Source organism: Halobacillus sp. B23F22_5, assembly GCF_043497085.1.
GTDB lineage: Bacteria > Bacillota > Bacilli > Bacillales > Halobacillaceae > Thalassobacillus.
Genome location: NZ_JBIEKI010000016.1, coordinates 25,394 through 40,774, shown reverse-complemented (window position 1 = coordinate 40,774; position 15,381 = coordinate 25,394). Strand labels below are relative to the sequence as shown.

Annotated in this window: 20 protein-coding genes; 12 read left to right on the top strand and 8 right to left on the bottom strand. The window is 42.0% G+C overall.

Translation table 11 applies throughout. From position 1 onward, the window contains the following. Window positions 1-2: 2 nt before the first annotated feature. Window positions 3-1,409: a dihydrolipoyl dehydrogenase gene (gene lpdA / locus ACGTN9_RS16875; protein WP_499594911.1), complete on the top strand. Its 1,407-nt coding sequence runs from the start codon at window positions 3-5 to the stop codon at window positions 1,407-1,409. 327 nt (window positions 1,410-1,736) lie between these two features. On the opposite strand, the gene ACGTN9_RS16870 is transcribed toward lpdA, so the two are convergent. From ACGTN9_RS16870 to ACGTN9_RS16860, 3 genes are all read right to left on the bottom strand, one after another. Further along, window positions 1,737-2,099, bottom strand: a complete 363-nt coding sequence (locus tag ACGTN9_RS16870) for a hypothetical protein (RefSeq protein ID WP_499594908.1) — start codon at window positions 2,097-2,099, stop codon at window positions 1,737-1,739. A 201-nt stretch (window positions 2,100-2,300) separates the two neighbouring features. Next, window positions 2,301-3,830: a glycine betaine uptake BCCT transporter gene (locus ACGTN9_RS16865; protein WP_499594906.1), complete on the bottom strand. Its 1,530-nt coding sequence runs from the start codon at window positions 3,828-3,830 to the stop codon at window positions 2,301-2,303. A 43-nt stretch (window positions 3,831-3,873) separates the two neighbouring features. Next, on the bottom strand, window positions 3,874-4,959 hold the full coding sequence (locus ACGTN9_RS16860; RefSeq protein WP_499594903.1) for an FUSC family protein: 1,086 nt from the start codon (window positions 4,957-4,959) through the stop codon (window positions 3,874-3,876). 150 nt (window positions 4,960-5,109) lie between these two features. On the opposite strand from ACGTN9_RS16860, the gene ACGTN9_RS16855 reads away from it, so the two are divergent. Beyond that, on the top strand, window positions 5,110-5,988 hold the full coding sequence (locus tag ACGTN9_RS16855) for a polysaccharide deacetylase family protein (RefSeq protein WP_499594900.1): 879 nt from the start codon (window positions 5,110-5,112) through the stop codon (window positions 5,986-5,988). Window positions 5,989-6,168: 180 nt separating this feature from the next. Here ACGTN9_RS16855 and ACGTN9_RS16850 read toward each other — a convergent pair whose 3' ends face one another. Then, window positions 6,169-6,600, bottom strand: a complete 432-nt coding sequence (locus tag ACGTN9_RS16850; protein WP_499594898.1) for a DUF1885 family protein — start codon at window positions 6,598-6,600, stop codon at window positions 6,169-6,171. A gap of 135 nt (window positions 6,601-6,735) precedes the next feature. Between ACGTN9_RS16850 and ACGTN9_RS16845 the strand changes: the two genes are divergently transcribed. Together ACGTN9_RS16845 and ACGTN9_RS16840 are read left to right on the top strand one after the other, a co-directional pair. Then, window positions 6,736-7,035 (top strand): DUF3055 domain-containing protein, encoded by a 300-nt coding sequence (locus tag ACGTN9_RS16845; protein WP_499594895.1) that lies wholly within the window; start codon window positions 6,736-6,738, stop codon window positions 7,033-7,035. Window positions 7,036-7,190: 155 nt separating this feature from the next. Next, window positions 7,191-7,304, top strand: coding sequence for a GapA-binding peptide SR1P (locus ACGTN9_RS16840; RefSeq protein ID WP_084315628.1), 114 nt, complete (start codon window positions 7,191-7,193; stop codon window positions 7,302-7,304). A 62-nt stretch (window positions 7,305-7,366) separates the two neighbouring features. Here the strand turns inward: ACGTN9_RS16840 and ACGTN9_RS16835 are convergent, their stop codons facing one another. Then, complete coding sequence (locus ACGTN9_RS16835; RefSeq protein ID WP_499594892.1) at window positions 7,367-8,836, bottom strand: aminotransferase class I/II-fold pyridoxal phosphate-dependent enzyme; 1,470 nt, start codon at window positions 8,834-8,836, stop codon at window positions 7,367-7,369. A 144-nt stretch (window positions 8,837-8,980) separates the two neighbouring features. Between ACGTN9_RS16835 and ACGTN9_RS16830 the strand changes: the two genes are divergently transcribed. Together ACGTN9_RS16830 and ACGTN9_RS16825 are read left to right on the top strand one after the other, a co-directional pair. Continuing rightward, complete coding sequence (locus ACGTN9_RS16830; protein ID WP_499594890.1) at window positions 8,981-9,940, top strand: NAD(P)H-dependent flavin oxidoreductase; 960 nt, start codon at window positions 8,981-8,983, stop codon at window positions 9,938-9,940. 18 nt (window positions 9,941-9,958) lie between these two features. Continuing rightward, window positions 9,959-10,228 carry a UPF0223 family protein gene (locus tag ACGTN9_RS16825; protein WP_499594887.1) on the top strand — a complete coding sequence of 90 codons (270 nt, stop codon included), beginning with the start codon at window positions 9,959-9,961 and terminating at the stop codon, window positions 10,226-10,228. 262 nt (window positions 10,229-10,490) lie between these two features. Here ACGTN9_RS16825 and ACGTN9_RS16820 read toward each other — a convergent pair whose 3' ends face one another. Then, window positions 10,491-11,123, bottom strand: a complete 633-nt coding sequence (locus ACGTN9_RS16820) for a YktB family protein (protein ID WP_499594885.1) — start codon at window positions 11,121-11,123, stop codon at window positions 10,491-10,493. A gap of 191 nt (window positions 11,124-11,314) precedes the next feature. On the opposite strand from ACGTN9_RS16820, the gene ACGTN9_RS16815 reads away from it, so the two are divergent. Next, the gene (locus tag ACGTN9_RS16815; RefSeq protein WP_499594882.1) at window positions 11,315-11,503 is read left to right on the top strand and encodes a YkzI domain-containing protein; all 189 of its coding nucleotides are present in this window, start codon (window positions 11,315-11,317) and stop codon (window positions 11,501-11,503) included. A gap of 146 nt (window positions 11,504-11,649) precedes the next feature. Further along, window positions 11,650-12,456, top strand: a complete 807-nt coding sequence (locus ACGTN9_RS16810; protein WP_499594879.1) for an inositol monophosphatase family protein — start codon at window positions 11,650-11,652, stop codon at window positions 12,454-12,456. A 723-nt stretch (window positions 12,457-13,179) separates the two neighbouring features. On the opposite strand, the gene ACGTN9_RS16805 is transcribed toward ACGTN9_RS16810, so the two are convergent. Continuing rightward, complete coding sequence (locus ACGTN9_RS16805; RefSeq protein ID WP_499594877.1) at window positions 13,180-13,350, bottom strand: DUF5325 family protein; 171 nt, start codon at window positions 13,348-13,350, stop codon at window positions 13,180-13,182. Between the two features lie 154 nt (window positions 13,351-13,504). Here ACGTN9_RS16805 and ACGTN9_RS16800 point away from each other — a divergent pair, with 154 nt between their 5' ends. Continuing rightward, entirely contained in the window at window positions 13,505-13,879 is a 375-nt protein-coding gene (locus tag ACGTN9_RS16800; RefSeq protein WP_499594874.1) for a YlaH-like family protein, read from the top strand. 18 nt (window positions 13,880-13,897) lie between these two features. Beyond that, window positions 13,898-14,182 carry a hypothetical protein gene (locus ACGTN9_RS16795; protein WP_499594871.1) on the top strand — a complete coding sequence of 95 codons (285 nt, stop codon included), beginning with the start codon at window positions 13,898-13,900 and terminating at the stop codon, window positions 14,180-14,182. 59 nt (window positions 14,183-14,241) lie between these two features. Here the strand turns inward: ACGTN9_RS16795 and ACGTN9_RS16790 are convergent, their stop codons facing one another. Continuing rightward, window positions 14,242-14,445, bottom strand: a complete 204-nt coding sequence (locus tag ACGTN9_RS16790; RefSeq protein WP_499594868.1) for a YlaI family protein — start codon at window positions 14,443-14,445, stop codon at window positions 14,242-14,244. Between the two features lie 128 nt (window positions 14,446-14,573). Here ACGTN9_RS16790 and ACGTN9_RS16785 point away from each other — a divergent pair, with 128 nt between their 5' ends. Both ACGTN9_RS16785 and ACGTN9_RS16780 read left to right on the top strand, forming a co-directional pair. Then, window positions 14,574-15,026: a pyridoxamine 5'-phosphate oxidase family protein gene (locus ACGTN9_RS16785; protein WP_499594865.1), complete on the top strand. Its 453-nt coding sequence runs from the start codon at window positions 14,574-14,576 to the stop codon at window positions 15,024-15,026. Between the two features lie 73 nt (window positions 15,027-15,099). After that, window positions 15,100-15,381 carry a YbyB family protein gene (locus ACGTN9_RS16780; protein WP_499594862.1) on the top strand — a complete coding sequence of 94 codons (282 nt, stop codon included), beginning with the start codon at window positions 15,100-15,102 and terminating at the stop codon, window positions 15,379-15,381.

The window sequence follows — 15,381 nt, the reverse complement described above, 5'->3', positions numbered from 1 at the left end:
GTATGGTAGTAGGAGATTTTCCAATTGAACTTGATACGTTAGTAGTAGGTGCGGGTCCTGGCGGCTATGTAGCTGCCATCCGTGCCGCACAAACTGGACAAAAAGTAACGATCGTAGACAAAGGCGTGCTTGGTGGCGTCTGTCTGAACGTCGGTTGTATCCCGTCTAAAGCTTTGATCCAGGCTGGCCACCGTTTTGCGCATGCAAAAGGCGCCGAAGACATGGGCATCAAATCCGAAAACACAACTGTCGACTTTTCTAAAGTACAGGAATGGAAAGGTAAAGTCGTTGATAAATTGACTGGCGGTGTTGAAGGATTGTTGAAAGGTAACAAAGTAGACATCGTAAAGGGTGAAGTTTACTTTGTAGACAAAAACACTGTCCGTGTCATGGATGATAAGAACTCTCAGACTTACACGTTCAATAACTGTATTATTGCTACAGGGTCCAGCCCGATTGAACTTCCTAAATTCAAGTATTCTGAGCGTGTACTGGATTCTACTGGCGCATTGAACTTGAAAGAAATCCCTAAAAAGATGGTTGTTATCGGTGGAGGCTATATCGGCACTGAGCTTGGTACAGCTTACGCTGACTTCGATACAGAAGTAACCATCCTGGAAGGAACGAAAGACATTCTTGGCGGTTTTGAAAAACAAATGACTCAGCTTGTTAAAAAACGTCTCAAGAAAAAAGGCGTCGATGTAGTTACCAACGCAATGGCACAAGGTGTTGAAGAGACTAAAGATGGTGTGAAGGTCACTTATGAAGTAAAAGGTGAAGAGAAGACCATCGAAGCAGATTACCTGCTTGTCACTGTCGGCCGTAAGCCAAATACCGAAGAACTTGGTCTTGAGCAAGTTGGTATTGAGATGGATGATAAAGGTCTTATCAAAATCGATAAACAGTGCCGTACGAATGTGGACAATATTTTTGCTATCGGTGACATCGTGGAAGGACCTCCACTAGCTCACAAAGCTTCTTATGAAGGTAAAATTGCAGCAGAAGTCATTGCTGGTGAAAAATCAGAAATCGACTATCTTGGCATTCCAATGGTTGTATTCTCTGATCCGGAACTTGCTTCTGTCGGTTACACGGAAAAAGAAGCAAAAGATGCCGGCTATGATGTCAAGGCTTCTAAGTTCCCGTTCGCAGCTAATGGACGTGCACTTTCCTTGAATGATACAGACGGTTTTGTCAAAATGGTCACACGTAAAGATGACGGTCTTGTCATCGGTGCGCAAGTTGCCGGTGCCAATGCCAGCGACATGATTGCTGAATTAGGTTTGGCTATCGAAACTGGCATGACAGCGGAAGACCTTGCATTGACCATTCATGCGCATCCATCCCTAGGTGAAATTACGATGGAAACAGCTGAAGTGGCACTAGGAACTCCAATTCACATTAAATAATACGATTCAAAAAATCCTGAACCGCAATGGTTCAGGATTTTTTTATTTCCTATTAAAGAGCTTCTGTTAAACGGGCAGTTGATTCTTAATAAGACTCCTATTCAATTAAAGGGCCGTATTATGGAAGACTCAGTTTCAAGGTTCTTTACCATAAAAGCGTTAGTGGTGGCTAGGAAACTACTCGCTTTCCTGCGGGGGACCTGGCCGTACTCCCATGGAAAGCGAGTGATTTCCCGGACCTCCAGAGATTCTCAACCGTAACGGAAACAGTTTCTCTCGAAACTGAGTCTTCATGTAAAGGGAGCTATTTTAAAACGATTTCTATGTTTATTTAATCGTATTCTTTAATTGATCGACAATTTCGTGACTATTACGCTTACCAGAGATTTTGGCGATAGTTTTACCCTCTTTCCTAATCAATAAGGTAGGAAGCTGGGTTATTTTGTCTTCAATGCTGTATAAAGAGGAAGAGCTTTTAAAAAACTCCAGTGGCTGTTCCTGGTATTGATTTTTAAACGCAATAAACGCATCCATGTAGGCTTTTTCCGTCTCAAGTTCTCTTTCTTCAGTGACCAGCTGTATTTCATAACCACTCGGCTTGGCACTAATGACTTCTATTTTTTTCTGTTCTGGGAAACACCCCGTAAATAACAAGAAAATTATTCCGATTGGTAGTACTGTTTTAGTCAATGGAATACCACTCTCTTTCTTTTCTTGGAAGCTGATTTCATTCTAACAAATAAAGATTGAAATGAATCGAATGTTATCGAAATGTCACGGAAGTGAAAAAACGTCGAAGTTTAAATGAAAAGTGTGAAATAGAAGGTAAGACGGGGAGATAAAAAGTCATTAAAAAACCTGCCCAATGAAGGGCAGGTTTCTAATCATGACTTATTGTTTCTTTTTTAATCCTATTTTTTTATCCTCTTCAGCAAATGTTCGTAATAACGAGAAGCATAACATAATCATAATAAACGTGAACGGGAAGGCGGCTATGATGGCTGCAGTCTGAAGAGATTCTAAGCCACCCATCCATAGCAGCACAGCTGCTGCACCAGACTGGATAATTCCCCATGTAAACTTAACCGGGTTACGAGGGTTTAAGCTGCCGCCTGTCGTCTGCATTCCAAGTACGAAGGTTGCTGAGTCAGCCGATGTGATAAAGAACGTACTGATCAACAACAGTCCGATGATTGACATCACCATGCCAAGCGGGACATTTTCTAACATTGCAAATAGGGCAACTTCTGTCCCTAGTTCAGAAACCGCAGACTGGATATCCATGCCCTGGAAGAATTCAAGGTGAATCGTTGTACCGCCGAACACAGAGAACCAAAGAGCCCCGAATATGGTCGGTACCAGCAGGACACCAAGAATGAATTCACGGACGGTACGGCCGCGGGATACACGAGCGATAAACGTTCCGACGAATGGTCCCCATGAAATCCACCAGGCCCAATAGAAGATTGTCCAGCCCTGAACCCAGGTGTTACTTTCTTCCGAGAATGGAGTCATACGCAAACTCATTTGTGGCAGGTTTGAAATGTAAGACCCAAACGTTGTTGTAAAGTAATCCATGATAAAGTTAGTCGGTCCTGCGAATAGCAGGAAGAACATTAATAACAGGGCTAATACGATATTCGTATTACTCAAATATTTAATCCCTTTATTCAAACCAGTCATGGCCGAAAGCATAAACAAGACGGTAACAGCGGCTATAATCGATAACTGAAGGGTGAAATTATCATTCAACCCTGGAACCAAATAAGCAAGACCACTCGAGATTTGCAAGGCTCCGAAACCAAGAGAAGTCGCCACACCGAAAATTGTTGCGAATACGGCAATGGAATCGACTATAGTTCCAATTGGTCCCTTAATTCGTTCTTCACCAAGCAATGGCACTAATGCTGCGCTAAAAACACCTGGAGCATCTTTACGGAACTTGAAATAAGCAAGAGCCAATGCGATTACGGCGTAGATAGCCCATGGGTGCAAGCCCCAGTGGAAAAAGCTGTAGCGCATCGCTTCTCTAGCTGCCTGCTGTGTGCCAGGTTCCGCAGTAGGTGGGGTGTGGAAGTGTGAAAGTGGTTCCGCAGCACCCCAGAAAACTAACCCAATACCCATACCAGCACTGAATAGCATCGCAAACCAGGTGATGTAAGGATATTCCGGTTCATCGTCAGGTTTACCCAGTTTGATTTTTCCGTACCTAGAAAAGATTAAGAAGATAGCAAATGCCAAGAATCCTGTTGCAGAAAGTAAGTAGAACCATCCAAATTTGTCGGTTATAAAACTTTGAATGTTTGTTGTGACGTTACTCAGGCTCCATGTCCCTAATGTTGATTCCGGTATGATTCCCCATCCGATAAAGAGAAAGGCAATCACGACCGAGATGTAAAAAACTTTTGTGATTTGTTTCAATCTCATCATCCTTTCTATGAATTCTGTAGTGATTGATCGACGGTCAGTTTACGTGTTCCTGTTCGTTAAGATAACGATAATAAATGTCTGCATGCTTTGAGTTGGAAAGTTGACTAAGTTCTTCTATTACGTCATGTAAACAGAGCAGCTCATATAATAATACCGTTTGAGGTGGCAAATGGTGCCGGTAGCGAGTTTCTTGTTCGATATGTTCATGCTTCCATTCCCAAAAAACATGATCCAGTTCATTGATATGCTGGAAATGCTTTTCAGGTATGTGATGTCTTGGTGCTTTTAATATTGCCACAAATGACGGAATCATTCTTCCCAGTAAATGTTTTTCCCTGTGATTGAAATCCCCACTATCCGTTTGAATATACTGCAAGTTTCCTAAGTGGTAGATGATCTGCTGCAATAGATCAAGGCGCTTTTGGGTATATTGGAATGCGCGCATATCAATGTTCGTATGCTTATGATAGGACCATTCTTCCCGCTGGTAATGGGAAAGTTGATGGGTCCTTTCGATACTTTGTGTCAGTTCACGGTATTTTTTATTAATAAGTGCTCTTTTTTCATGTTTTTCTCCAATGACATTTTTTAAAGTCAACTCCAGCAGGTCAGCAGACTGTGAAAATAATCGATCAATATTGCGTTGGATATTGCTAAAATAATTTGGCGGCAACAGGAAAAAATTGACTAGGGAAGAAACTACTATACCAATAGATGTTGTACCCAATCTAATAAAGAACGAAACAATGTAATTTTCCTGGAAATCAGGAATCATTGCTGTTGCGGTTATCGTAGCGACCAGTATGCCATCCTGTAAGTTGAGTTTATGGCAAACAGCAATCGTCAATATAGCCACGAGCGCATAAGTAAGTGCACCTTTTCCAAACACCCCATATAAAGAAGTGGCGATTAACGCTCCAATGGCAGAAGCGGGAAACCTTACCGCTGCTTTCCGGATAGAATCTGCCGCGGTATGTTCAATAGTGACAATCGCTGTAATCACCGCAAAAATAACCGGCCAACCAAAATAACCGCAAATCAGTGCGGTTATAAAGACGGAGATACCGGTTTTAAGTGTCCTGCTTCCAAAAAGTTTAAATTGCAACAGACGTTCCATCATCTTGAATCACCCTGCATTTTCTGTCGGCTCCAGCCACGATTTCTAATTATAGTATAAATTAACGGGAAACCATAGTAAAAACTATAATAAATCGTATATAATGTAATTGTTGGAAATACATAGAAAAAAATAACATCCGGGGGTCTTTTCATGAAAAGATATTTTGTATTTTTATTGGCGATAGTAATGATTATTGTTTTAGGTGCCTGCAGTACGAGCGAAAATGTGTCCCAGGACGAGACAGTCAAAGCAGAATCAAAAGAAGGAACAGAAGCTCCAAAGACAGAAGAGGGGGAGTCGAAAGAAGCCGGAAGTCAAAGTTCAAGTGAAGAAGCAAAAGAATCTGAGACAGAGGATTCAGGTGACTTAGAGAAAGAAGCAGAAGAGGTTGTAACCGAGCCTATGTACGAATTATCAGGAAACTGGGCTTTTCAACCGATGGATGATCAGGCTAACGAGAAAGTAGCCTTGCTTACCATTGATGATGCGCCGGATAAATATAGTGTAGAAATGGCAAAAACATTGAATGAATTAGGAGCACCAGCGATATTTTTTGTTAATGGTCACTTCTTAGATACTCCCGAAGAAGAAGAAAAGTTAAAGCAGATTCATGAACTGGGATTCCCTATCGGAAACCATACCTACAGTCATTCTTCTTTGCCTTCTCTGACTAAAGAGCAGCAATATGAAGAAATTGTTGGGCTGAATGATCGGGTGGAAGAAATCATCGGGGAGAGACCAGAATTCTTCCGGGCGCCCTTTGGTCAAAACACCGAGTATACAAAGCAGCTGGCGGAAGAAGAAGGAATGCTTTTGATGAACTGGACGTATGGCTATGACTGGGAGAAAGATTATCAGAGCGCCTCAGCAATAGCAAAAATCATGGTGGAAACCCCATTGTTGAGTGACGGAGCCAACCTGCTGATGCATGATCGTGAATGGACAGCAAATGGATTGGAAGACATTGTAACCGGGCTTAAAGAAAAAGGATATGAATTGTTAGATCCAGCTTTGATCAAGCGGCCATAATAAAAATACCATCACCAAGCAGAGAAGCTTGCGTGATGGTATTTTTATTATAATTTAGGAAGTTAGCTTTTAAGCTAATCCTCTATTTGGCAAAATTTCAGCTCGAAATGATTTGTACCAGAGCTTTTTCACTGAGTATTAAGGTTCAATCGGATACCACCTAATGCATTTTTATTCTATTTATGAGAGTTTTCGTTTATAATAATACATAATACGCTCGTTGAATAATTGTAATTTTCCTTCTAATTTCTTCGCAAAGAATTTAGCCAACTCATTTCCTTTGTTTTTATCTCCATGTGTTGAAGCTTCAGGTAATGTGATCTGAATGAAGTATTGCTCATCATCTTCTGTTGCTCCCATTGTACTTCCTACTCCAATTAGTAAATGTTGATAATTAGGGTCTTTTCCCTTCAAATGCAGGTAGTTGCCGTTGTCATCTTTCTTTTTCGTAACCAAATAAGGAAAAGCATGACCGCTATAGCTCCAATCCAGTTGCTCGCCGGTTTTTGACGTTATTTCCTGATAATAGTTAAGCAAATCCTGAACTTCTTTCAACGAAATCGACTGTTGGACACTTTCTTTTACAAGATGAATGAATGCGCTTTTTCCCATTTTTCCAACTCCTGTCATTAGTTTCTACTTTCATGTTAGCACTTTCATGGTTCCCTGCTCAATAACATTTGTCACGTTCAAAGCATTAATGATGTAAAAAAGCCGATAAGGCTTAAAAATAAAAGGAGGTAAACTATGTATATGGAAAAATTGTATGATGAAATGGAACAGTCTAATGTCAGGTTTGTCGGATTTACCACACAGGAAGGAAGGTATGATTTTGGCATCATCTATACCAGTCAGTTTTTTGGGAAACCGTTAATTGTGTGCATGCAGACCGGACAATCCGCTTTGTTCGATAGTGCGGATGTTAAAGATTTAGACTTTCTGCAAAAGAAATTCAGGCTTCCTAACCAGGGCGTAGCTGTAGATTTAGCAGACTTTCTTGACGAAGTTGTACCTCCGGCAGAATTAATGGAAGCTTCTTACGAGTAAAATACTCCCGGTTCGTTTACAGGATGAATATATTGGGTAGAAAAATATTAATGTGACATACTTTTTAGGCTTGATTTTTCAAATGTGTCATATTAAAATAAGAACATAACCTGAAAACGATTACAAAAAATCTTGTAAAGGAGCTGGATGTACAGATGGGTACAATTGTATGTCAAGATTGCCAGAGAATTATTGAACATTATGAGGATGAGAAGGTTTCTACACTTTATAGTACTTGTCCGTCATGCAATCCGAAAGAGAAAAAATAAAATTAGTGTGACATAATGAACCCCACCAAAATATCTGGTGGGGTTTAATTTGTTATGTGTACTTATTTGAAGGCTCGATGTTCTTTAATGACACGGATGGTTTCAAGCGATTCATCTTCAGGTCCCTGTACGGGCAGGCCTGCTTCCAGATTTTCGCGTATATAAGCTACATTTTCTTTTGTAATGATTTCACCTGGAATAAAGATCGGGATGCCTGGTGGGTAGATCATCAGCGATTCCGCGCTGATCCGGCCGATACCTTCGTCAAGAGCAACGACTTCAGTCTCCGAATAAAATGCTTCCCTCGGCGATAAAGCAAGCAATGGAATTTCTGGGACTTTGACCTGAATCTCTTCATTCCCTTCCAGCACAGGCCTGCTTGATGCCAACTCTTTCAAAGCATGAACCAGCAAACCAGTTTCTTCTATTGTATCTCCTGGTGTTACAAGACAGAGAATGTTATATAAATCAGATAATTCTACTTCGATGTTGTAATGCTGTCGCAACCAAACTTCCACATCGTAGCCTGTCAGTCCTAGGTCTTTGACCGAAATAATCAGTTTTGTAGGGTCATAATCGAAGGTGGCGTCGCTGCCGATAATTTCTTTTCCTACACAGTATAGGCCTGGAAGTTGATTGATTGCCTTGCGTGTTTTTTCAGCCAGAACAATCGTCGTATCAATCATATCTTTTCCTTTTATGGCTAATTGTCTCCGGGCAGTATCAAGGGAAGCGAGCAACAGGTAGGAGGTCGATGTCGTCGTCAGCATCGATAATACCGCCTGGACACGTTCATGGGAAACCAGACCTTCTTTTAAATTCAAGACGGAACTCTGTGTCATCGAACCGCCGAGCTTATGAACACTTGTTGCCGCCAGGTCCGCTCCTGCCTGCATGGCCGATAATGGAAGTTTATCATGAAAATGAATGTGGACCCCATGTGCCTCATCAACTAACACAGGCACGTCATAATTATGTGCGACCTCGACAATTTTCTTTAAATCAGCAGCAATCCCAAAATAAGTAGGATTGATAACGAGTACACCTTTAGCGTCAGGATGAGCTTCCAGCGCCCTGTTGACCGCTTCTGGGGTGATACCGTGAGAAATACCTAACTGTTCATCCAGCTCGGGGTGGATAAATACCGGAGTCGCTCCTGAAAAAATGATAGCAGTTGTGACCGACTTATGGACATTTCTTGGTACTATAATTTTATCTCCGGGGTGGCAGACACTCATCACCATGGTCATGATTGCCCCGCTGGTTCCTTGTACAGAGAAAAATGTATAATCAGCCCCAAAAGCTTCTGCAGCAAGATCCTGGGCTTCTTTAATGATACCGTGCGGATGGTGAAGATCATCCAATGGCTCGATATTGATCAGGTCGATTGATAGAGCATTGTCACCGATAAAGTGACGGAATTCTTCATCCATTCCTTTTCCTTTTTTATGGCCGGGAATATGAAATTGAATCGGGTTCTTTTCCATGTGCGCTAACAAACCCGAAAACAATGGAGTTTTGTGTTGAGACAATCGCTACACCTCTTCATGAAATCGTATAAAACATATGAATTATAGCAGATGCGGGCAATTGTGGCTAGCATTTTTGCAGGTAAGGTTATTAGTTGAAGCTGTATCGAACTATCATGATAGAATGTAAAAAAGGAGGAAGGAAAAATGAATTGGGAAACAAGAGTAACAGATTTGCTGGGAATTACATATCCGATTATCCAGGGCGGCTTGGCTCATCTAGCATACGCCGATCTTGCTGCAGCTGTTTCAGAAGCAGGCGGCCTGGGTCAGATCACTGCTATGAGCATGGATGGACCAGAACAGCTAACAAAGGAAATCAGGCGTGTTAAAACCATGACCGATAAACCTTTTGGGGTCAATTTTGCCATTGGTCAGCACGGGAGACCATTTGAGCATATGGTTGAAGCTGCTATCCAGGAAGAAGTACCGGTTATTTCTGTAACAGGAGGCAATCCTAAACCAGTACTTGAGATGGTCGAGGGCAGCCCTATAAAAAAATTAGTGCTCGTCGCCGCCAGAAGACAGGCAGAGAAAGCGGAAGAACTCGGTGCGGATGCCGTCATGGTCGTAGGGCATGAAGGAGGAGGACATATCGGCCGGGATGACATCGGAACGTTCGTACTTACCCCGCAAGTAGTCGATGCCGTAAACATTCCTGTCATTGCTTCCGGAGGCATTGGTGATGGCCGCGGCCTGATGGCTGCTTTAAGCCTTGGAGCGGAAGGAATTGAAATGGGCACCAGGTTCATTGCGACGAAAGAATGTATCCATGCCCACGAAAAGTATAAACAAGCATTGGTGCAAGCAGATGAAATGAGTACCACCGTGATAAAAAAATCATTGAAAGCTCCCGCGAGAGCACTAAAAAATAAATGGACCGATGAAATTCTTCACTTAGAGACCGGTAACCCGGGCTATGAAGGTTTGAAGTCTTTTATCAGCGGGGAAGCTAATAAACGATATATTTATCAAGGCGAAACAGATAGTGGCTTTGCCTGGGCTGGCCAGGTTGCAGGCAGAATAAAGGATGTGCCTTCCGTGCAAGCTTTATTTACAAGCATGATTACGGAAGCAGAAGATATCCGGAACAAGTGGAGCAAATGAACGAAAGGAGTCATGAATATGAATTATACCTATCCAATCGACGAAACGTGGTCGAAACAAGAAATCATCGATGTGGTCAATTTTTATTCATTAGTAGAACAGGCGTATGAAAAAAGTGTGAAGCGGGATGAGTTGATGCTGGCCTATACCAGGTTCAAGCAGATTGTGCCTTCCAAAAGTGAAGAAAAACAATTATGCGGCAAGTTCGAGAAAGAATCCGGCTACTCCTGCTACCGGACCGTAAAAAAAGCGAAAGAAATGGAAAACGGAAATAAAGTGAGTATGTAATTTGAAAAAGTCTGCCCCTTGCCACTTATGGCGAGGAGCAGACTTTTTTTGTGGGTTAGGAAATTATAAAATTTTCAGGTAGTGGGTGTCATCCAGCTCTAGCGCCTACCCCCCTCGAAGTCTTAATTCAATCCTCTCTGTGACAGGAAACGTCACGGCGAGGCTTGTCTTAAGCTTGTCGGGGGTTAGCAAGGCGCTTGAGCTTTTGTTCTAGGAAGACAAGTTTTTTATTTAACCCGATTCTCTCTGAAGAGAAATGGAATCAGGCTTGTTTTGCCATACGGTAAAGGGGTTCCAGAGTTTCGAATGCGCCTTTGCATCGAGCAAGAAATTTATCAGCATCTTTCAAGATAGGATCGTTCCGGTCTATGTTAAGCCCGCAAAGCAGCTCAGCTTTTTTTACATTTTCCAGGCGGTCGACCATCTCGCTGAATTTTTCTTCCGTCAAATCCTTTTGCGGAATAGCTTCCGGTTTCATATGATCAATCGACCAGACGAAGTCTTCTGGTATCTCTTTTCGAATCTGGTTGTCTTCTTTCTTGATTGCTTTTGCGAAGTCCTGTTTTACCGGGCTTTCATAAATGACGGCAAACCAGACGAACACATGCGTTTCCCATAGGCCAATTTGAAAATGGGGAAGTTTCTTATAACCACGGTTGCTGTTGGCGAGAGCGGCCCATGTGTCATTAGGCGGATTTTTTGTACGCCTTGCATGCTTCGCGACATGTACGAACATTTCATCTCCAGTCAACGCGGTAAGGTCGGGAGCGAGTTCTGTAGCAATCGCTTCGAGCTTTGGAGAAACCTGAGCTTTCAGTACCTCCATGCGTTCATCCAGACCAGGAATGTTAAAGACCTCAAAGTCTTTCTCTGTAAAACCATTGAATTGCTCCATTAACCATCAACTCCTAAACATTCTGCTAGTAGAAAGTTTACCATAGTATGATCCATCTTCTAAATAATACGTTCTTTTGGTTTGAAACTCTGTAATTTTGGTTAAATAAAAGTAATAAAAACACATACCGATCAAGCAAACTGCTCATATAAATAGACAAACGAGGGTTTATATAAGGGAGGGAAAACTAAATGAAGCGTGTAATGGAAGCGTTAAGGCGACGTGAAGCTGAAGAAAAACTCCCCGTCATCCGGTTGGAGATAGATTACGAATTGATGACGTTATATGATGCGATGATGGAGGAAGATGAAGAACAAATAATCAACAGTAAACAACGCTTAAATGAGTTACGTACCGAACTTATCCAATGGATGGCATGAACAGAGCAGCTGATAAGTTGCTCTTTTTTTGTATATAATGAAACGGAAGCATTGCTTTGACTAGTTAAAAGAGTGTGAAAACAGTCAAACTTTGTTAGGCTGAAACTAAACAACAACTATGTATTTATGTAAAAGGGGTTCTTGTCATGGAAAAACAAGCAAGACAGCAAATATTCGAGCAGGCAAAAGCGTGGGTGCTTGAAGCAGGTGAACAAATCAGAAAGCGGATGGAACAGCCATTTAAAATTGAAACGAAATCAAACCCGAATGATCTCGTTACAGAATTGGATAAGGAGACAGAAAAGTTTTTTGTAGAAAAAATACGCAACCATTATCCTGAACACCAGTTATTCGGGGAAGAAGGCTTCGGTGATGATATCAAAACCCTCGACGGTACCGTGTGGATTGTCGATCCGATCGATGGAACGATGAATTTCGTTCATCAAAAAAGGAACTTCGCTATTTCTATTGGTATATATTACGATGGCATCGGAGAAATCGGGCTGATATATGATGTCATGGCTGATGTTCTTTATACAGCCATCAGGGGCGAAGGCGCGTTCAAAAATGGTAAGCCTCTAGAAAGACTTGATGAGTCTCAGGAATTAGATAAATCGATTCTTGCTATCAATTCGTTTTGGGCGCTCCGTAATAAACGAGTAGGTGAAGAAGGGATCCATCGATTGGTGGAGAAGGTAAGAGGTACCCGGTCCTTTGGCTCCGCTGCCCTGGAATTCGCCTTCGTCGCTGAAGGAATTATCGATGGGTATTTGACGATGAGTCTGATGCCGTGGGATATCGCAGCGGGGATTGTCATCGTTGAAGAAGTCGGAGGTATCACCACGCAGGCAAATGGCCAGCCGGTCAATATGCTGGAGAAGAATTCTATTTTGACCTCGCACCGCGATATCCATCAGGAAATTGTCAGTGAATATGTGGAATTAAAAATTTAAGCTGAAGGCTCGGTTGAATGTTGTGGATTACTTTAAGGCTTATTCAATAACAGGGACGAAAAGTTGAAGACTTGATTTCGAGATATTATTGGAGTTTAGGGGCTTCGGGAAACGATTCGCTTTCCGTGGGCGTGTGCTGAGTCTCCTCAGGCTTCGCCTTCCGGGGCCTCACCTATCACTCAGCTCCCACAGGAGTCTCACCGTTTCCCTACGCCCTTTGCCATAAAAAGCACTCGAAATCACCCTTGTGGTAACCGCCCATGATAATAGAAAGAAGACTTTGCCGCCTTTATACCAGTTTTAAATATGTAAATTAGGAAAGTTTCAGCTGCATTTTTTCTTATTTTGAAGGGGCCGTTTATTACTAAATTGGCTGGATGGGCAGGGAAACGGCGAGACTCCCGCGGGAAAAGGGGGTAGGCGAGATCCCACAGGGCTTTAGCCCGAGGAAGCTTGCCAGATCCCCCGCAGGAAAGCGAGTCGTTTCCCAGCCCATCCCAACTCCACCTTGGTAACGGACACAACTATCTCGAAGCTGAGTCTTCAAGTAAAGGGAGCTTAACTTTAAATCAACACTGAGATTTAACAAAGCCAAGAAAAAAAGCTCAGGGCTAATTCGGAAGGATCCTTAAGATAAACAGTTTTGTTTTTAAACTGTCTACCTTAAGGGGAGTCCCCAATGCCTCTGAGCTTTTCTTTATTTTTAAGTTTTCAAAGAAGAAGTCACGATCGTTTTCTTTTTCCGGCAATACCAAACCCCATGACGGCAAAACCGAGAAGCAGAAAAAACCCGGCCAGCCAAAAGCTCCTCATTCCTAATGCAAATCCGACAAACACGAAACAAAGGATAGCTAAAAAAGCGACGAACATCCTTTTCCAGTCTATTTTATTCATTTCCAATCACCTCTTTTATATGTACCTATCCAGTATAGCGGACATTTCCTTTGTTGAAAACGGGCGAATAAACAATGATATCCTGATATTTTCTTGTAGCGCCATTCCTTATTGTTTAGTATCATGGAGACAAGAGAGAACAAGGGGGAACATCATGAACGAGGAAAATGTTTTGAACGTACCCAATGATCTGTGGCCAATTGCAGATATGTTCTTCCAGGGACTGGGTACAGAAGTGAATATGAATAATGAAGATGAAGTGGCCTTGTTATTCCGCGGCTTCTTTTTATTGTATTTAACAGTAGTCACTCTGGCTATTATTACCTTCAAACTTGGTTTTGCCAGAAAACTGCCTTTGTTGCAGAACCTGATCGTATATGGCGTATTGGTGATTGGTACTTTCTTTTTAACTCTAATTTTAGGTCTGAACCTGCCAATCGCTGAAAGTTTGCTTGCTTCCGCGATTGTACTGGGTATTTATCGTATCCGCCTGCACAAGGAACGGGAGTCGAGAAATGAAAGTTCATAAAAAGGAGTGGGGAAGCGTATGCGCTCATTACAAGATGCTGTATATAATTGGTTAACGATCAAGGTCGTAGCAGATTATCGTCCGGATGATGCTTCTGCAAATGAAACAGCTGATTTCTTTTATGAGATGCTGCAAAGTGATCATCAGGTAAAAGAAATCGAGGTCAATCGTGAAGGTGAGTTATATCAAGTCACCTGCCACACCTCAGAAGAAGTGCGTAAGCTTCGCTTCCCTGTCGAGCTAATTGAATTGATGCTCGTCCAAATTAAGGACGAACCTCATAAATTCAAAAACTACAGCTAAAGAAATAACAAAAGGCTGACCTTTATTATCTGGTCAGCCTCTTTGTAATACGTATTGGGTTAAGATAAATATTGTTCACTTTTTCGCTCTTTGTAGATGCGAAAATCGCCGGTTGCCAGTCTTTTTTTCGTCTTTTCCCCAATACGTTGATGACAGCTTGGACACATGTAGGTGGTAAGACGGCGGTTTCTTAGCCGCTTCGCTTGCAGACAATTACTGTCAATGCTGTTTATTTCATCGCATATTACGCATTGGACACGCATAGTTTCACCTCAGATAATAGTAATAGCTATAATATAAAAAGTATAACATAATCCATGGCATGACGCATTTTTCCATATCGTTTCCATTATAATTCCGAGTTCCTGTATTTTGAAAAGGAGGAGTCCGTATGGCAAACCAAGTAGAGCACCTGTTGAATGATACGCAATATGAACTGCTGCAAGAGGAAACTTTTATGTTGTTGTCTACTTATAGTCAAGAAAATCAATCACCCATGGTGAATGCCATCAGCTGGGTATATGCGAAAGATAAACAATCGCTATTGTTCGCTGTTGATAATCGATCGGTTATTGTCAGGAACATCACTACCTCACCAAACGTCGTACTGACACTAATAGATGCCGAGTCGACATATTCCATTAAGGGGAAGGCTCGAATTCTGACAGAGCGGATTGGAGATATCCCCTTGAAACTGGCCAAAATCGAAGTGGACATTGAAGAGGTGAGGGATGTCATGTTTTATGGGGCGAAAATTTCCAAAGGTCCTGATTATGACAAAACCTATGATAAGCAGGCAGCTGCCAAATTAGACCGTCAAGTCATGTCTGCATTACAAAAATAACCAATAAAATTCTGTTTCAAATAAATTCAATAAGGGAAGTGTATCTACAGAAGACCAAGAAAGGATGATTTCTTTGAAGAAAAGATGGATTTTTTCAACGGTTGGTGCACTAGGCGCCGGCACTATAGCTTATATGATGAAGGATGAAGAACGCCGAGGACAATGGAAAGGAAAAGCACAGTCGCTTTTCTCCAAATCCGAAGGAAGCGATCTGCCGGTCGAAGCTGCTGGCAATCCGCAGGAAGACAATCACGAAAACACGAAAATGGTTTCCGAAGGCTCCCAATTTGGAGTACAGTATTATAATGAACTGACAGAAAAAGAACGAGAAATACTTGAAAAAGCAAACAGCTAA